This is a genomic window from Quyinboa mangrovi, from assembly GCF_042219825.1.
Taxonomy (GTDB): domain Bacteria; phylum Bacteroidota; class Bacteroidia; order Bacteroidales; family UBA5342; genus JBHJHP01.
Map to the genome: position 1 here is coordinate 304,397 of NZ_JBHJHQ010000001.1, position 17,094 is coordinate 321,490.

Sequence of the window (17,094 nt, forward strand, 5' to 3'; positions counted from 1 at the left end):
GATAAAACTTAATACACAGGAAAAGTAAAGTTAGCTTTGGGCAAATACTTCAACATTATATAGTGAAATTATAAAGTAACATGGTCCTTCATGACTGAAAAGTCAAAAGGGTGAACGCATGTCAGTTCAATATTTTTTAAAGCAGCAGGTCGTGCGCCATTTCATTAGCAATACGCCCTGTCCCGATGATTGCCCATTTAAATGTTTTTGGTATTGTTTTTTCGTTAATTATGAGATTATTGTTGTTAGCTATTTTTTTATAGTATTTTTTAACAATAGCACAACATCTTTTATGTGTAAGTAATATTCCTTCATATTTCTGAATGTAATACTATCAGTATTACCATGAGCAATACTATTTCTGTTGGAAACAACTGAGTTTAATGAAGATTTCTGAATATCAGTAATATTTGATTCGAAAGTTTCTTTCCAATCTTTGCTAAATTCCCCAAGTAGTCTTAAAATCTTTTTATATTCTAAATTAGTTATATATTTTGTTTTTTGGGTTAGATAATTTTCAATTTGTTGAGGAGATGTACCTTCGCAAAAATTTAGAATTAAACTACGAATAACAGTTTCGAGATAACCAGACGTTCTAATGCATAAATATCTAGATAAATGAGCTTTATTTACGTCTCCCTCATCTAATTTGGATATTTCATCAAATAAATTATCCAGATTTTTTTCAATTAGATTAAGTCTTTGTAAACTCATTACCTAACTTTAACAAATGCATTAATTGCCATTTGAACTCTATCTCTTATATTTTTTTCATCAGATGTGCCACCTTGAACTATATGAATAAAACCTTCATCATGAATAAGATTATTGTATGCTTTTTCAAAACCTTTTATATCTTCAATATCTCCAGTCATTAATCGTGTAGCAATACCTGTTGAAATTGCATCAAATGCGCCGAGGTTTAAATTTCTTTTAATTCTAAAAGGTTTAGCTTTAATTGCATGATGAATAAAATCAAATGTTCTTTCAAATATTGCACGTAATTCTTTTTTTGAATATTCATTACAATTTCTATTTCTATTCATAACTTTATTTAAGAAACCCTTTAATGGTTTTTCATATTCATCTCTATAGTAAAGCAGTGAGAAGAAGCGTAATATTAATTCCTGTTCCTTGAGTCTAAAGTCAGGAACTTTACCAAATATATTTCTCCATGTGGGATGTTTTGTTAATTCATTTAGAAGTTCATTAAATTCCCCATAATAGATGCATGCTCTAATTTCTTGAGGTTTAAGTGCTCTTCCTCCTGAGTTAAGTCTTTCGAAAATTTGATATATACTACTATCATTATCATCAGGTTCATCTTGTCTTACAATAGTCGCGTGTAGTATAGAATCATCAAGTCTAATTCTGTCTGAAGGCTTTAATGTTCTGTATGTTCTACCTACTAAGTCTTCCTGAACATTTTGTAATCTAAATGGCACTTTATCAAAAAAACCTTGGTAAAATTGATACAGTGTCAATAATCTTTGTTGTCCATCAACAATTAGAAGTTTATTTGTTTCTTTTTCTTTTGAAAGGAAAATTCCAGGAACGGGGAGCCCTAAAATAAGAGATTCTACAAATTTGGAAGCTTCATTGATATTCCAAACAAAATTTCTTTGGAAGGGAGGCACAAAAATAACCTTTTCTTCAATTCTTTTCATTAAACTGTCAATAGGGTAATCAGCGCCATAACTTGTTATTATGTATCTAAAATCAATTGATTCATCTTCCGTTTCATCAATAAAGTCAAATAATAATGGCTGTTCTTTATTGATTTTACTAACTGCTCTATTGTCCATAATCGTAAAAATAAATAATCTAAATTATTACAACTGTTTAAACTGATTTACAAATTCTATGCTTAAGGTTTGCAAAATGTATATAAAAATATAAAATATATTTCAATGGAGATTGGCTACCTTTATAAATGAATAAATTATGTTCTATTTATTCAAGATAATACCTAAATTAAATTTGATAAACTTTATAGGTTTAACTGAGTAATTTTATAAAATAGATATAGTGGTGTTAATCGCTGTTTAATATAATATTAATCCATCATTCAAAATAGTTACTACTTAAACATTTCATGCCACTTTAGAAACGTTTCTTTCTTATCTTCTCCGTACCGGCTTAGATTTTGAAGCACTTCATCTACGGAATGTTCATATGTCAGGTCTCCCTTGGAATAAAATTTATCAGCATAGCATATGATGAGTTCCTCGATGGTTTCAGGTACATACCGCGACGGGGGAATGGGAAGGTTCTGGTTGACCACTTCTTCGCGGGTGAGGCCTGTTCCGGTATGTCTTTCGCATACCCTGGCATGAAACGGATAACCCTCCTTGCGCAACAGCTCTGCTCCAAGGTGTCCGTGTGCTATATACGGCCAGCTGCCGTGGCATCCAATGGAAGGTGCATTGGTGAAGATAATCCCAATATCATGCAGCATAGCGGCTGATTCCACAAATTCCCTGTCTGCCATTAATTCAGGATGATCGTCTACTACTTTCAGCGCTTTATTCTTAACCATGGTGCTGTGTACCATTAGTTTGTCAAAAGCGTCAGGATTCTCTGCGTAATATTTTTTTATGAGTTCTTCAGGATTCATTCCTTTGACAAATATGCATCAAAATTATTGCTGGAGGCTGTTTTAAGATCTCCGTTTTCATCACTGTATATAAGGAATATATCCAGGTTTTTGTTCATTTTTGCAAAGGTCAGACTTTTTTCTACACCTGAAACCATGCAGGCCGTGGCAAATGCATCGGCAGTCATACAATCATCTGCAATTACGGTGGCACTTAACAGGTTATGATGAACCGGATACCCTGTGGCAGGATCGATGGTATGGCTGTATTTTACGCCATCTTTTACGTAAAAGTTCCGGTAATTACCTGATGTGGCAATGGCTTTATTGGTTATATCAATGGTTTGTAACAATTCTTCATGCGAAACAGTGGGATCATCAATCGGTTTATCGATGCCAATGACCCATTTATGCCCTTTCGGATTTTTACCCTTTACCCGTATTTCTCCCCCAATTTCCACCATGTAATCCTTCACACCATATTTTTCCAGAAGATTTGCAACCATATCTACCGAAAAACCTTTGGCTATAGCACTGGCATCGAGTTTTATTCTGGGGTCATCCTTAGTTATTTTGTGATCCACAAGATGAACCATTTCATAACCGGTAAACTGAAGCAAAGAATCGATGATTTGTTTGCTCACGGTACTGTCGCCAGATGTTTCATATCCAAAACCCCATTCGTTCACCAGCGGAGCTACAGTCATATCAAATGCGCCGTCGGTTTGATCCGAAATCTCAACAGAACGCTTGTATAAAACTTCAAACAACGAATCGGTTGACATATCGGTATTGCTATTGATCTTAGATATTGTAGATGAAGGAACGAAAGTGGAAAGGGAATTATCGAACTGGTGCATTTCCTGCTCAAGAATGGACTGCAAATCCTTTTTATCGGGACTGTTATAAATAAAATGATAAATTGTACCATGTATTAGCCCCTGGTTACGAATGTACTCCCCTTTATTGAAATTTATAACAAGAAATGCACCTGCTATAATGATTAGCAACAGGATGGATAAGCGTCTGGTCTTCATACTACTTCTGAGTTAAAATAATACCGACAATTAAAAAGATAATGCCAAAAACACGGTTCCATGTTATGGGATGCACATTCAGGTTCAGTAAACCAAAATGATCCATTATAGCAGATATAATCAGCTGTCCTACCAGTGCTCCGGCTAACACATTGGTGATACCTATTTTTGGGGTAAGCATAACCACCATGGTTACAAAACTTACGCCTATGAATCCTCCAAAGTAGTAATACCAGGGAATTTCCTTAAGTACAGTCATGGAAGGGATGGTTACTCTGAACACAAATAATAACAGGAATACGGACAGGAGCAGACCGGCTGCAAAGTTTATGAAGGTTGCCTGAAGCGGACTTTTGAGCTGCTGACCAAGAAATGCATTAAGGCTGCTTTGAACCGGAATTAATCCGCCCATAATCAGCGCTATACCAGTTAGTAAAAGTGTTTTTTGCATGACCAATTTTTTATGATTCCTGCAAATTTAATGGAATAAAACCAAGAGTACAGAATTTTAAATATTTGTTTAAAACTTTTTACAGGCTTTTCGGCTTCACCGCTGTGATGTTTTATATTTGCATATTCAGAACATTACACTATGGCGCAAGGAAGAAAAGCAGTTGAAACACCCCTCATGAAGCAGTATTACCAGATTAAGGATAAACATCCTGATGCGATACTGTTGTTTAGGGTGGGAGACTTTTACGAAACTTTTTCTGATGATGCCATAAAAACCTCCCAGGTTCTTGGTATTACATTGACCCGAAGAGCAAACGGATCCGCTTCGTATGTGGAGCTGGCCGGATTCCCTCATCATGCGTTGGATACATATCTGCCTAAATTAGTCAGGGCCGGTTTGCGTGTGGCGGTCTGCGAGCAACTGGAAGATCCGAAAACCACCAAGAACATTGTTAAACGCGGTATCACAGAGTTGGTGACTCCGGGAGTTTCAATCAATGATAATATCCTTAATCATAAGGAAAATAATTTTCTGGCCAGTGTTCATATTGAGAAAAACAAAGCCGGTATTTCTTTTCTGGATATTTCAACCGGTGAGTTTTTACTGGCTGAGGGTTCGGTAGAATACATCGATAAACTCATCAATAGCTTTGCACCTAAAGAAGTACTGTTTGAACGCAATAAAAAACAGCAATTCAGGGAGGCTTTTGGTTCAAAATTGTTTACCTATGAACTGGAGGACTGGGTGTTTGAATATAGCTCTTCGTATGACAGGCTCATTAAGCATTTTAAAACAAAAAACCTAAAAGGGTATGGAGTTGAGCAGCTGAAAGCCGGGATCACGGCAGCCGGTGCAATTCTCCATTATCTTGATATTACACATCATCAGCAACTGGGACATATTACGGCCGTTTCACGAATTGAGGAGGAACGCTTTGTATGGCTTGACCGGTTTACAATTCGGAATCTGGAGTTGTTTCATCCTATCAATGAAGGCGGAGCTGCTTTGGTTGATGTAATGGATAAAACCATTTCACCTATGGGCTCCAGATTACTAAAAAGGTGGGTTGCTTTTCCGTTGAAAGACATTAAAGCTATTTCGGAGCGGCACGATATTGTGGATCATTTCTTTAAGACGCCGGATTTTAAAATGTTGCTGGAAGAAAAAATCAATCTGATTGGTGATCTGGAACGTATTATTTCCAAAGCTTCTGTTTCGCGTATAACTCCACGCGAAGTGGTTCAGCTGCGCGTAGCGCTGGATGCTGTAATACCAGTTAAAGAAGCCTGTGCTGCTACGAATCATGAAGGATTACAGAGGTTGGCAGAACAGCTCAATCCTTGTGATACTATTCGTGAAAGGATAAGAAAAGAAATTAATGACGATCCACCATCCCTGATTCAGAAAGGAAATGTTATAAAATCAGGTGTGAATGAGGAATTGGATAATCTGCGTGATCTGGCTTATTCCGGCAAGGATTACCTGGTGAAACTTCAGCAGCGGGAAACAGAAAGGACAGGAATACCAAGCCTTAAGGTGGCTTTTAATAATGTGTTTGGTTACTATATCGAAGTTAGAAATACGCACAAGGACAAGGTTCCGGAAGAGTGGATCCGCAAACAGACCCTGGTGAATGCTGAACGCTATATCACCGAAGAGCTGAAGGAGTATGAATCCAAAATTCTTGGCGCAGAAGAGAAGATACAGGTATTGGAAGCAAAATTATACAGCCAGCTGGTGTATGATCTGGTAGAATATGTTGCGCCTATTCAGCTGAACGCTAACCTGATAGCCAAACTGGACTGTCTTCTGTCGTTTGCAAGAGTGGCCAAAGAAAATAAATATGTGCGACCAGAGGTCAATGATTCAGCTGTTATTGATATTGTGGAAGGACGCCATCCGGTAATAGAAACTCAGCTGCCGTTAGGAGAGGAGTACATCTCGAATAACGTGCTGCTAGACAGCGATTCACAACAGATCATCATCATTACCGGTCCTAATATGGCCGGTAAGTCAGCTTTGTTGCGTCAGACAGCCCTGATTGTACTCATGGCCCAGGTTGGTGCTTTTGTACCCGTTCAAAGTGCTAAGATTGGCGTTGTGGACAAAATCTTTACACGGGTTGGTGCCTCCGATAACATATCATTAGGCGAATCCACATTTATGGTGGAGATGAATGAGGCCGCAAGCATTCTGAATAATATTTCGGACCGGAGTTTGATTTTGTTTGATGAACTGGGGCGTGGAACCAGTACGTATGATGGAATCTCCATTGCCTGGTCCATTGTTGAACACATTCATGAACATCCAAAGGCAAAGGCCAAAACCTTATTTGCCACGCATTACCACGAGCTGAACGAAATGGAGAAAAGCTTCAAAAGGATCAGAAACTTCAATGTATCCGTAAAAGAGCTGGATGATAAAATTCTGTTTTTACGTAAACTGGTGCGTGGGGGAAGTGAGCACAGCTTTGGTATTCATGTGGCAGCTATGGCAGGAATGCCAAAAAGTGTGGTGAAACGTTCGGAGGATATTCTGAAACAACTGGAAACAGACAACCGTAAGTCGGGTATTTCAAAACCGGTGGATAAAATAGGCCAGCAAAGGGAAGGCTTTCAAATGAGTTTTTTCCAGCTGGATGATCCGGTTTTGTCGCAAATCCGTGATGAAATTCTGAACACGGATATCAATAATCTGACGCCGGTGGAGGCATTGAATAAACTTAACGAAATAAAAAAGCTGATAAAGGGGAAATAATTGGCATTTCGATTTTGGAAAAAAAGAAAACACCATTATATTTGCACCGCTCAAATGAGCACGATTCATTGAAATAAGTCATCCAAAAGATATTGTTGCCCGGATGGCGGAATTGGTAGACGCGCTGGACTTAAAATCCAGTAACCAGAAATGGTTGTGTGGGTTCAAGTCCCACTCCGGGTACACCAGAAAGCCCGTATTGCTTTTGCAGTACGGGTTTTTTGTTTATAGTGATTGTATTACGTTCTTAAATGTAATTTAGCCTGGTTCAGTAATTAGAGTTGCCCTTATTTTTTCACCTTACCAATTTTATTTTATGAATTTCATTCTATTTCTTCACAATTTTCGGCCAAATCAAGTTGTTCGATTTGAAAATCAATATCTGCAATATTATCATCTAATCGGTTTAATAACAATTTCTTTTCTGTTGTTCTCATGTTACATTCGTTTAGGTTGTTAATCTTATATATAAGAGTCGTATATAAATATTTATGATTTCTATGTATAGCGTATAATTTACAACCACTTGGATCACTGTCAATAACATTTTCAAAGTAATTAGCTCTTGCTTCATCATAATGATCGTCTATGTCTTGCGCGGATTTTAAATCGTCTAAATAACAAGTAGTAAACAATTGTGAAATTTGAGAATTTTTCACACAGGAACTCCCTAAAATTATCATCGTTGCAATAAATAATATTTGCTTTTTCATTTGTCGGATATTGTATTAATGTAGACTAAATAAAAGGGAAATTTTTTAAAAAGTCAAGGAAAACCAATGATACTTTATAATTGTCAACCAGGTTCAGGACAACTAATTTTGTAAAATGTGATTAGTATAAGACATAAAAATAGCCGTTCCAGGAGGAACGGCTGTGCTAACTAACATTAATGATTGTATATGAAAAAAACCTATTTAAATTATTCCTTATAATCTGATTACTGAATATGTATTCTTTAATCTTAATACACCCTGATAATTTTATTTACTCAGACCTTTTTCGATTTTTTATGTTTGTAAAATTATACATGAACTAACCAATTCCATGTAACATTTTTAAATTAGTCTGATACATTTATTACTTTTTTGAAAGCTATTGTTTCAAGAGTATTAAAAATTTTCCATCTGTCTGTGAATTTTTCAAAACTCTTTTTCCTGCATGTTATCATAGTGAGTTTTGTTTTACAAAATTGTATTAATATTCAGAAGATAATTTTAATTACATAATTGGCTCACTTTTGAACAATAGTCAAAAAGATTGCAGGATTTGTACAAAAAGAAATATCCTGATCTATCGTACTTTTAAGAGCATTTAGTAATTGTATACATAATTTAAATGTACTATGTTTAAAATCTCAAATTTAAGGAAGCAATCCTTATTCAAATCTTTAGTATTCCAATCCGGACTACTGGTTTTCTTATTTTTCGTCGATCCGGCATTAAAGGCACAGACAACACCAGACTCATACATTGTTAATGGTGTAGTAAAAAGTTCGCAGGGTGAGACTTTAATTGGCGTGAATGTTCTGGAAGAAGGGACTGATAACGGAACAATTACAGATCTGGATGGGCGGTTTCAGATATCTGTCAGTGGAGAAGCTACACTGGTATTCCGATATGTTGGATTTATAACACAGAGAATAGGTGTAAATGGTAAAACAACGTTGGATGTTGTATTGCAGGAAGGTCAGGAACAATTGGATGAATTTGTTGTGGTTGGTTATGGCCGGCAACGTAAAAAGGACTTAACGGGTGCTATCGGGGTAGTTAATACCGATGAAATGAAAAAAACAAATACGCCTGATATTGGACAGGCCCTTCAGGGGATGGCTACAGGTGTTAATGTAACCACATCAGGTTTGCCGGGAGCGGGAGCTGATATAAATATCCGGGGTATTGGTAGTTTTTCAAATGTTTCTCCCCTTTATGTTGTTGATGGTGTAATCATGCAAGGTTCACAACGTGAGTTCAGTATGAACGATGTTGAAAGCATTCAGATTTTAAAAGATGCTGCTGCTGCTGCGCTGTATGGAGCCCGTGGTGCAAACGGCGTAATTCTTATCACAACTAAAAAGGGAAAAGACGGGAAAACAAACATTGATTTCAATGCATCTTACGGTGTTTCCAATATTGCCAAACGGCTTGAAATGATGAACAGTCTCGAATTCTTACGTACACAACGCATTGCCTACGAAAATGCGGGATTGGAATGGCCGGGTGAACCTCAGCAAGGTCAAATACTCACGAACACAGATTGGCAGAATGAGTTTTTTAAAACCGGTGTTACACAGGATTATAATTTAAATGTTTCGGGTGGTAATACCAACGGACGCTATTTCTTTTCATTTAATTATTACGACCAGGATGGCGTTGTAATAGGTCCGTCCCATAAACGCTTCAACATCCGTAGTAATACAGAGGCTAAGAAAGGGATTTTCACGGTAGGAGAGAATCTGACATTCGGACGATCCATTTCAGTTCCTATGATCGGTGTTCCGTTTGTTGATCTGGCATTGATGCCTCCGATTATTCCTGTCCGGGATCCGGATAACCCGGATGAATACGGATATGGAAATTCATCATACCCCACTTATGGTTCCAATCCGATTGGTTTGCAGGAAACACGCGATAATGAACAATATAATAATCGCCTGCTTGGAAACGCTTATTTGCAGATGGAACCCATAAAAGGTTTACAGATAAAGACAAATATTGGTATTGAGTATTTCAATTATTTTGACAGATACAAAACCACTTACAAGCAGTTAAGATATCTGACAATTGATAAATATGAAACTTCATTACAGGAAAATAACGGTGATGTTTTGACCTGGATATGGGAAAATACAGTATTTTATCAAAAGCGGATAGGGAAACATAATTTTGATGCGCTGCTTGGATATACTGCACAAAAAACAATGAGCCGGGGCAATACGGCAATCGGATATAATCTTGCTACTGAAGGTTTATGGGTGCTTGATCAAACAACAGAGGATCAGACTGTAAGCGGATCGGATGGAGCTTATGCAATGACTTCAATACTGGGAAGGATAAATTATAATTATAATGACCGGTATCTGACACAAATCAATATCCGGCGGGATGGCTCTTCCCGGTTTGGCGAATTCAACCGTTTCGGTTACTTCCCGTCTGCATCGTTTGGTTGGCGCATCAGTCAGGAGAATTTTATGGAATCAGTGGATTGGGTCGACGACCTGAAACTGCGTGCCAGTTACGGGATATTGGGAGACCAGCAGGCTGTTGGTAATTATGCGTATGCCACCTATATTTATACCAGCGAAGGGGCGATATTTGGAACAGGTGATCAAACATATTATCCCGGAAAGATTCAAAAAGGACGTTCCAATCCTAATTTGAAATGGGAAGAAAAGAAAACATTTAATCTCGGATTGGACTTTACACTTTTAAATCAAAGGTTATACGGTACCGTGGAGTATTTTGATGCAGAACTAAGTAACCTGTTAATAACCAAAGATCTGGCATGGATAAGTGGAACCGATGTGTCACCTATTACTAATTATGGTGCCATGAGCAATAAAGGATTTGAATTTCAGGTTGGTTTCAGGGACAGAACCAGGGACTTTAAATATGATGTTTCTCTAAACCTTTCAGCGGTACGAAATAAAGTTCAGGATCTGGCAAACGATGATATTTATTATTCTGGTATTAACGGTGTCAGTGCTTCGGAAGTAGGACATTCAATTGGTGAATTCTATGTGCTTCGTACCGATGGTATTTTCCAGAATACCACAGAGGTAAATCAGCATACAACTACTGTGGTAGATGAAGCAACAGGTGAGGCAACGGAAATCGTCATTCAGCCTGATGCCAGACCAGGCGATATTCGGTATCTCGATTTAAACCAGGATGGAGTAATAACCAATGAGGATCGTGAGTATATTGGCAGCCCTTTCCCAAAATTTGAAGGTGGTTTAAATTTCAACTCTGAATATAAAGGTTTCGATTTGAATGTGTTTTTGTACGGTGTTTATGGCAACTTAATTTACAATAACGTAAAAGTTCATCTGGAGTCCATGAACGGTACAACCAATTACCCGGAAGACCTGCAACCCTGGAAAGGTGAAGGAACCTCTAATACTACACCACGACCATACATTGGTCAAACAGATAATACAATTGCATACAGCGATCGTTGGATTGAACACGGCGATTATCTTCGTCTGAAAAATATACAGTTGGGCTATTCTTTATCGGACAGGGTATTAAAAAAGATGGGGAACATTGAGAAATTCAGGCTATATGTTAGTGCTCAAAACGTGTTTACATTGACCGGTTATTCCGGTTTTGATCCTGAAATTTCAGGGGGCAGCGTATTTAGTAAAGGATATGATGATGGACATTTCCCGCCTGTGCGTACCATATCGGGCGGTTTACAGGTTTCATTTTAATAATTTATTTCAAAAACAGTCTGGAAAATGAAAAATATTAGGTTATATATTATAATGGTTGGTTTGATTACATTAATGGTATCCTGCGATGATATGCTTAATCTTACCAATCCTAATCAACAGGATACATCCAATTTCTGGGAGACCGAGCAGGATTTGATTGACGGTTTAAATGCCGCCTACAGACCTTTACGGTTTAATGGAGAATACCGGCGCTGGCTTCACATATTATATGTATCACGTTCTGATGAAGGGTATTCAACATCTCCGAATCCAACGTTTCAATCGTACTCAAATTTTAAAACACTTAACAACGATGCAGCTGAAGCTGTCCTTTATACCTGGTTGGATCTGTATAAGGGAATATTCTGGGCAAACCAGGTGTTGGATAATGCCCCGAATGCACCTATAGAAGATGAAGTTTACAGAGACAGGATCATGGGGCAGGCATATTTTCTGCGTGGGTTAGGTTATTTTAATATTGCAGGTGTGTATGGCCGTGGTCCTATAACACTTACTTCCTATGTGGAGGATAATCCAAAGATTTACGAACAGCATGAGATTTATTTACAGGCTCAAAAGGACTTTGATGAAGCCAGAAAACGTCTTCCGGCTTATTGGGAAGAAACAACAGATTTAGGGCGCATTACCAAAGGCGGAGCTCTTGGGATGCTGGTTAAAGTATCGGCTCAGTTGCACGAGTGGCAGTCGGTAAAGAATTACTGCGACACAATTTTTGACATGAAAGGTGCAGGAGGTGTTCCTCTGTATAGCCTTGTTGCTGATTACCGTGAGAATTTTACGGATGTTAATGAAAATAATTCCGAATCTTTGTTTGAAGTCCAGTTCATGTCGGGGCCTGTAAACGGCGTCGGACAGCTTAGCCAGGAGAGGGCGAAATTTCTGGGACTACCTGCAAATGGCTGCTCGTATGATGATGGTACAGCAGGCAATATTGTTAAAACCGATCTTGAGATGGAAAAGACTGTGGATGGTAATGTTGATCCGCGATTAAAGAATACATTGTTTTATTATGACCCGAACAATACCACAGAGCTTTTTTACGGAAAAACATGGCTGCAATGGGAAAATGATGGTGGTTCTTCTGTTGTACGTTCAAAAGTTTACTGGAAGAAATATACAAACTATGATACACGTACTACTGAAGATCATGAAAATAACGGAATTAATTTCCGGGTCGTACGTTTAGCGGATATTTATCTGATGTATGCTGAGGCATTGAATGAATTAGGTCTTACCTCCGAAGCTTACGAATATATCAATAAAGTACGCAGCAGGGTTAATTTACCTGACCTTCAGAATTCTACCGTATTTACCGGAATAGGTAACGATCAGGATAAAATGCGGGATCAGATCATGCATGAACGTAGTTGCGAACTTGCCGGTGAAAGCTGGCGCTGGCTTGATCTTGAGCGTTGGGGTATGTTTGAATCCGAAGATAAAATTGCATTTTTGAAGCAACGCGACAGCGAGTTTAACAACTTTGTGATTGGTAAAAGTAACCGCTTCCCGATACCTTATCGTGAAGTAAACCTGGTGCCTTCTTTAGAACAAAATCCTGGATACGAATAAGAACAATTTTTAGGAAAGTCAGAATACAAAAATATTTTCATCATGAATAAAAGACCATTAAAAATGACAACAATAGGAGCCTTATTAATGTCTGTTATACTATTTGCATGCCAACATAATACCGAAGAAGAAGTTCTTATCTGGAACGACCCTTCTTCAGCAGCTGATACGCTATATCAGAACCCGGTGTTTGAACCGGATCTTGCAGACCCGAGTTTTATCAGGACCGCTGATGGCTGGTTTTATGCTTATGGCACAGAGAATGAATGGGCGCCTGGGGAATACCGCATAACTCCAATTATTAAATCAAAGGATATGGTGAATTGGGAATTTGTGGCTAACGCATTCCAGACGAAACCCACATGGCACAGTACCGGTGGAATTTGGGCACCTCAAATCGTATTTAATTCCACTGACGGTTTATATTATTTGTACTACGGTTTTTCGGCCTGGGGAGACAGTAATCCCGGAGTCGGAGTGGCGACTTCAAAAAATCCGGAAGGACCATTCGAGGATCAGGGAAAAATACTGGATAATCAATCTTCAGGTGTGTGGAATAGCATCGATCAGTTTTATATAGAAACCGGCTCAGGAAGAAATAAAAAGAGATATCTGATTTGGGGAAGCTTTGCAGGAATTTATGGTGTGGAAATGTCTGATATGAAAACGCCCAAACTGAGCACGAAATTTAAAATTGCCGGAAATGGTTTTGAAGGTTCATACATTTTTGAACATGAGGGCTTTTACTACTATTTTGGTTCAAACGGAAACTGCTGTGAAGGAGCAAATAGTAAATATCGGCTAAGTGTTGCCAGATCAACCGACATAAAAGGCCCGTATTTAAGAAAAGATGGTGTTGATATCATTCATGACAATACTGAAGGAACACCTTTCTTACATGGCGATCAGAGCGTTGGTTGGGTCGGACCCGGACATAACGGTGAAATCATTGTGGATGACAGAGGACACTATTTCATCCTTTATCATGCCATTAAATATGATAATCCGTTATTGCCCAACGGTGCAACGCGTCGTCCTCTGATGATGGATGAAATTATCTGGGTAGATGGTTGGCCAACCATAGAAGGAGGAGTTCCAAGCAATACCCTGAAACCGGCACCGTATTTTGAAAAAGAATAAATCAATGATCCCATTCTATGTTTAAAAATCAGGATGGGTTTTAAATAATATTTTTAGTATCAACATTAAAATTAACTGCTATGAAACGTATTTTACTCGCATTATGTTCTTTGTTTGTGCTCACGTTAGGGCACGCACAATTTGTTGATTTTGGAGAAGATTATGATATCCATAAAGGAGACTTCGCTGTAGGTGATATTGATGACGATGGCGATCTTGACATTATTTTTAGTGGTGAAAATAATGGTGGTGTGGAGAAAGGCGCTATCATGATTAATGATGGTAGTGGTACATTTTCACTTCAGACTGATGAACGTGTAATTAAAATGGGGAAAAGCGGAAACATCAAGTTTGGTGACATTGACGGTGATGGCGATCTGGATGTAATTTTTGCAGGCTGGGGTACGTCGGAAAATTCAGTCGGTATGGCATTGAATGATGGCTCAGGTGTTTATACACTTGCAAATACCGATGATTATCCCATTAATACAGCCGCAACAGTTACCTCTGCAGGCTTTGCAGATTTTAATCTCGATGGCTTATTGGATTATTATTATTTTGCGAATGACTCAGGAAATTGCGTTCTCTATTTCCATCAGCCAGATGGAAGTTTTGAGGCTTCAACCGAATCATTTGGTGGTGCTAAATTTGTTGAACCTGAAGTAACCCTGGTGGATTTTGATCGCGATGGATATGTGGATATCTTTATCACTGCTTTCGATAAAATTACCGATACCCGTTTTTCTGCACTGTATAAAAATGATGGGTTTGGTGTATTCACACAATTTGAAGGCGTGGATATCTATCGCAAAAAGGCTAACGGAACTTCATCCTGGGGTGATATTAACGGGGATGGATATATGGACCTGATGCTAAACGGTGATGGATGGCTCAATTCCGGAGAGGACAATGATGGAATGGTCCGTATATATAAAAATCTAAACGGTTTATCCACTTCAGTTGGAATGGAATTGGAATGGTATCGTCAGAATGGCGTGGGTAACGGAAGCCAGATTGTCGATTGGGATAACGACGGCAAACTTGACTTCTTCATTGGTGGCTGGAATGGTTCAAAGCAGGAAATAGCATTATACCTGGGTGATGATCCGGCTAATTTCACATTCATAAAAAGTGGTTTGAGTGAAACATATTTCCCTGGTATTTCTGAGCAGGGATTCCGTGTTGCAGACCTGAACGACGATAATAAGGTTGATTTGTTAATATGTGGATACAGTGGTGGGACCATGGAATTAAACCGTAGGATGGCGGGATATGCCCTTAATCAATCTGCCACTGCATCTGTAGCTCCTTCAGCTCCTACCAATTTGAATGCAGCTATCGATAATAGCGACGGTTTGATGATTACATTTACCTGGGATGCTCCAACCAGTGAGTCCGGAAAATATGGTACAACCTATAACCTTTCTCTTAAAAACACAACAACCGGTAAATGGCTTTATAATCCAATGGCTGTTATTGGGGGTGAAAAAAATGGTTGGCGAAAAGTAGCCGGACGTGCTGGAAATGTATTTAATAATACACATTATGAATTGTATGATCTTCCTGACGGTAATTATGAATGGACTGTACAGGCAATAAACGGATCATATTTAGGTGGCGCTTTCGCTGCAACAAAAACATTCACCGTTGGATCTGTGGCGGTACAGAAGGTTTTAACAGGAATTAGAATTAACGCAACGCAGAATGTTCTGAACGTGCAGAATAATAGTGGCAAAAATATTGATGTTAAAGTTTATACTGTTGAAGGAAAACTGATTCATCAGGAGGTTGCTGAACAAAATGTTTCCGTGCAGTTAGAACACGGAATTTATATTGTTCAGGTAAGCCAGGGAAAAGAAAGGATCAACAGAAAAGTAAAATTATAGGATGACGAAGCAACTTAGAAAACTTCTGACTGCTGGTGCGCTGATGCTGGCCGGTAGTCTCTTGTTTCTTCAGTGTAAAACAGAGTCTAAAGTAAATCAGGAAGGTCCGGCTCGGCGGTGGAGTCTTGAACAAGCCAATACCTGGGGCGGGAATAATCTGTGGGTGAGTGGTTGTAATTTTCAACCCAGCTCTGCCATTAACCAGATTGAAATGTGGATGGGAGAAACATTTGATGCTGAACGTATTGATAAAGAACTGGGCTGGGCGCAGGAACTTGGTTTCAATGCTATGCGTGTTTACCTCAGTAGTGTAGTCTGGACGAATGATCCGGATGGTATGAAGCAACGCATGGATCAGTATCTCACCATATCTGCATCGCATGGTATCCGAACCATTTTTGTGATTTTTGACGATTGTTGGAATCCGGAATCGTACTATGGCAAACAGCCTGAACCGAAACCTGGAGTGCATAATTCAGGATGGGTTCAGGATCCTTCCGTTTCGTTAAGGAAAGATACTGTTACACTTTTCCCAATATTAAAGAAATATGTACAGGATATTGTGCTAAGGTTTAAGGATGATGAACGGATTCTGCTTTGGGATCTGTACAATGAGCCTGGAAACAGCGGTCACGGGATTGAGTCCTTACCCTTATTGAAAAATGCATTTAAGTGGGCAAGGGAGATTAACCCGTCTCAGCCGTTATCGGCAGGAATCTGGTACTTCGGAACTGTTGAACTGAACCGGTTTCAACTGGCAAATTCTGATATTGTTACGTATCATAATTATTCAGATCGATGGAATCACCAGCTGTGGATAGACTTTCTGAAAATATACGGAAGACCAATGATTTGCACAGAATATATGGCCAGGCGCAACAACAGCAGATTCGAAAATATTATGCCGTTGCTAAAGGATAATAATGTGGGTGCCATCAATTGGGGATTTGTATCAGGTAAAACCAACACTATTTTTGCCTGGGATGAACCCAAACCGGATGTAAAAGAGCCGAAACTGTGGTTTCACGATATTTACCGTCAGGATAAAACACCGTTCGATCAGAAGGAAATTGATCTGATTAAAAAAATTAACGGTGTGGAATAAGACTTCATTTCACTGATCAGTTGTGGTGATTGCTTAAATAACTGATTGAAGTTCTCATATTTTAGAATAAGGTAAAAACAGAAAGCAGGGGTTT

Annotated in this window: 12 protein-coding genes and 1 tRNA gene; 7 read left to right on the forward strand and 6 right to left on the reverse strand. The window is 38.6% G+C overall.

Features of this window, described 5'->3' with window-relative positions:
• Positions 1-249 precede the first annotated feature (249 nt).
• The 5 genes from ACE1ET_RS01265 to ACE1ET_RS01285 all read right to left on the reverse strand — a co-directional run bounded on the left by ACE1ET_RS01265 (position 250) and on the right by ACE1ET_RS01285 (position 4,084).
• A complete protein-coding gene (locus tag ACE1ET_RS01265) occupies positions 250-714 on the reverse strand; it encodes a HEPN domain-containing protein (RefSeq protein ID WP_375726542.1) in 465 nt (154 codons plus the stop codon).
• Positions 714-1,805 carry a DUF262 domain-containing protein gene (locus tag ACE1ET_RS01270; protein WP_375726543.1) on the reverse strand — a complete coding sequence of 364 codons (1,092 nt, stop codon included), beginning with the start codon at positions 1,803-1,805 and terminating at the stop codon, positions 714-716. Before ACE1ET_RS01270 ends, ACE1ET_RS01265 begins: the two co-directional genes overlap by 1 nt.
• Positions 1,806-2,080: 275 nt before the next feature.
• Entirely contained in the window at positions 2,081-2,617 is a 537-nt protein-coding gene (locus ACE1ET_RS01275) for an HDIG domain-containing metalloprotein (RefSeq protein WP_375726544.1), read from the reverse strand.
• Entirely contained in the window at positions 2,614-3,633 is a 1,020-nt protein-coding gene (locus tag ACE1ET_RS01280; protein ID WP_375726545.1) for an FAD:protein FMN transferase, read from the reverse strand. The genes ACE1ET_RS01275 and ACE1ET_RS01280 overlap by 4 nt, the downstream gene beginning before the upstream one ends.
• A 1-nt stretch (position 3,634) precedes the next feature.
• Entirely contained in the window at positions 3,635-4,084 is a 450-nt protein-coding gene (locus ACE1ET_RS01285) for a DMT family transporter (RefSeq protein WP_375726546.1), read from the reverse strand.
• Between the two features lie 141 nt (positions 4,085-4,225).
• On the opposite strand from ACE1ET_RS01285, the gene mutS reads away from it, so the two are divergent.
• Positions 4,226-6,844, forward strand: coding sequence for a DNA mismatch repair protein MutS (gene mutS / locus ACE1ET_RS01290; RefSeq protein WP_375726547.1), 2,619 nt, complete (start codon positions 4,226-4,228; stop codon positions 6,842-6,844).
• A 97-nt stretch (positions 6,845-6,941) separates the two neighbouring features.
• Positions 6,942-7,027 (forward strand) — tRNA-Leu (locus ACE1ET_RS01295).
• 140 nt (positions 7,028-7,167) lie between these two features.
• Here ACE1ET_RS01295 and ACE1ET_RS01300 read toward each other — a convergent pair.
• A complete protein-coding gene (locus tag ACE1ET_RS01300) occupies positions 7,168-7,557 on the reverse strand; it encodes a hypothetical protein (RefSeq protein ID WP_375726548.1) in 390 nt (129 codons plus the stop codon).
• A gap of 632 nt (positions 7,558-8,189) precedes the next feature.
• Between ACE1ET_RS01300 and ACE1ET_RS01305 the strand changes: the two genes are divergently transcribed.
• From ACE1ET_RS01305 to ACE1ET_RS01325, 5 genes are all read left to right on the forward strand, one after another.
• Positions 8,190-11,276 (forward strand): SusC/RagA family TonB-linked outer membrane protein, encoded by a 3,087-nt coding sequence (locus ACE1ET_RS01305; protein WP_375726549.1) that lies wholly within the window; start codon positions 8,190-8,192, stop codon positions 11,274-11,276.
• A gap of 27 nt (positions 11,277-11,303) precedes the next feature.
• Positions 11,304-12,869, forward strand: a complete 1,566-nt coding sequence (locus tag ACE1ET_RS01310; RefSeq protein WP_375726550.1) for a RagB/SusD family nutrient uptake outer membrane protein — start codon at positions 11,304-11,306, stop codon at positions 12,867-12,869.
• 42 nt (positions 12,870-12,911) lie between these two features.
• Positions 12,912-14,009 (forward strand): family 43 glycosylhydrolase, encoded by a 1,098-nt coding sequence (locus ACE1ET_RS01315; protein ID WP_375726551.1) that lies wholly within the window; start codon positions 12,912-12,914, stop codon positions 14,007-14,009.
• A gap of 80 nt (positions 14,010-14,089) precedes the next feature.
• On the forward strand, positions 14,090-15,895 hold the full coding sequence (locus ACE1ET_RS01320; RefSeq protein ID WP_375726552.1) for an FG-GAP-like repeat-containing protein: 1,806 nt from the start codon (positions 14,090-14,092) through the stop codon (positions 15,893-15,895).
• A gap of 1 nt (position 15,896) precedes the next feature.
• Entirely contained in the window at positions 15,897-17,000 is a 1,104-nt protein-coding gene (locus tag ACE1ET_RS01325; protein ID WP_375726553.1) for a glycoside hydrolase 5 family protein, read from the forward strand.
• Positions 17,001-17,094: the final 94 nt, after the last annotated feature.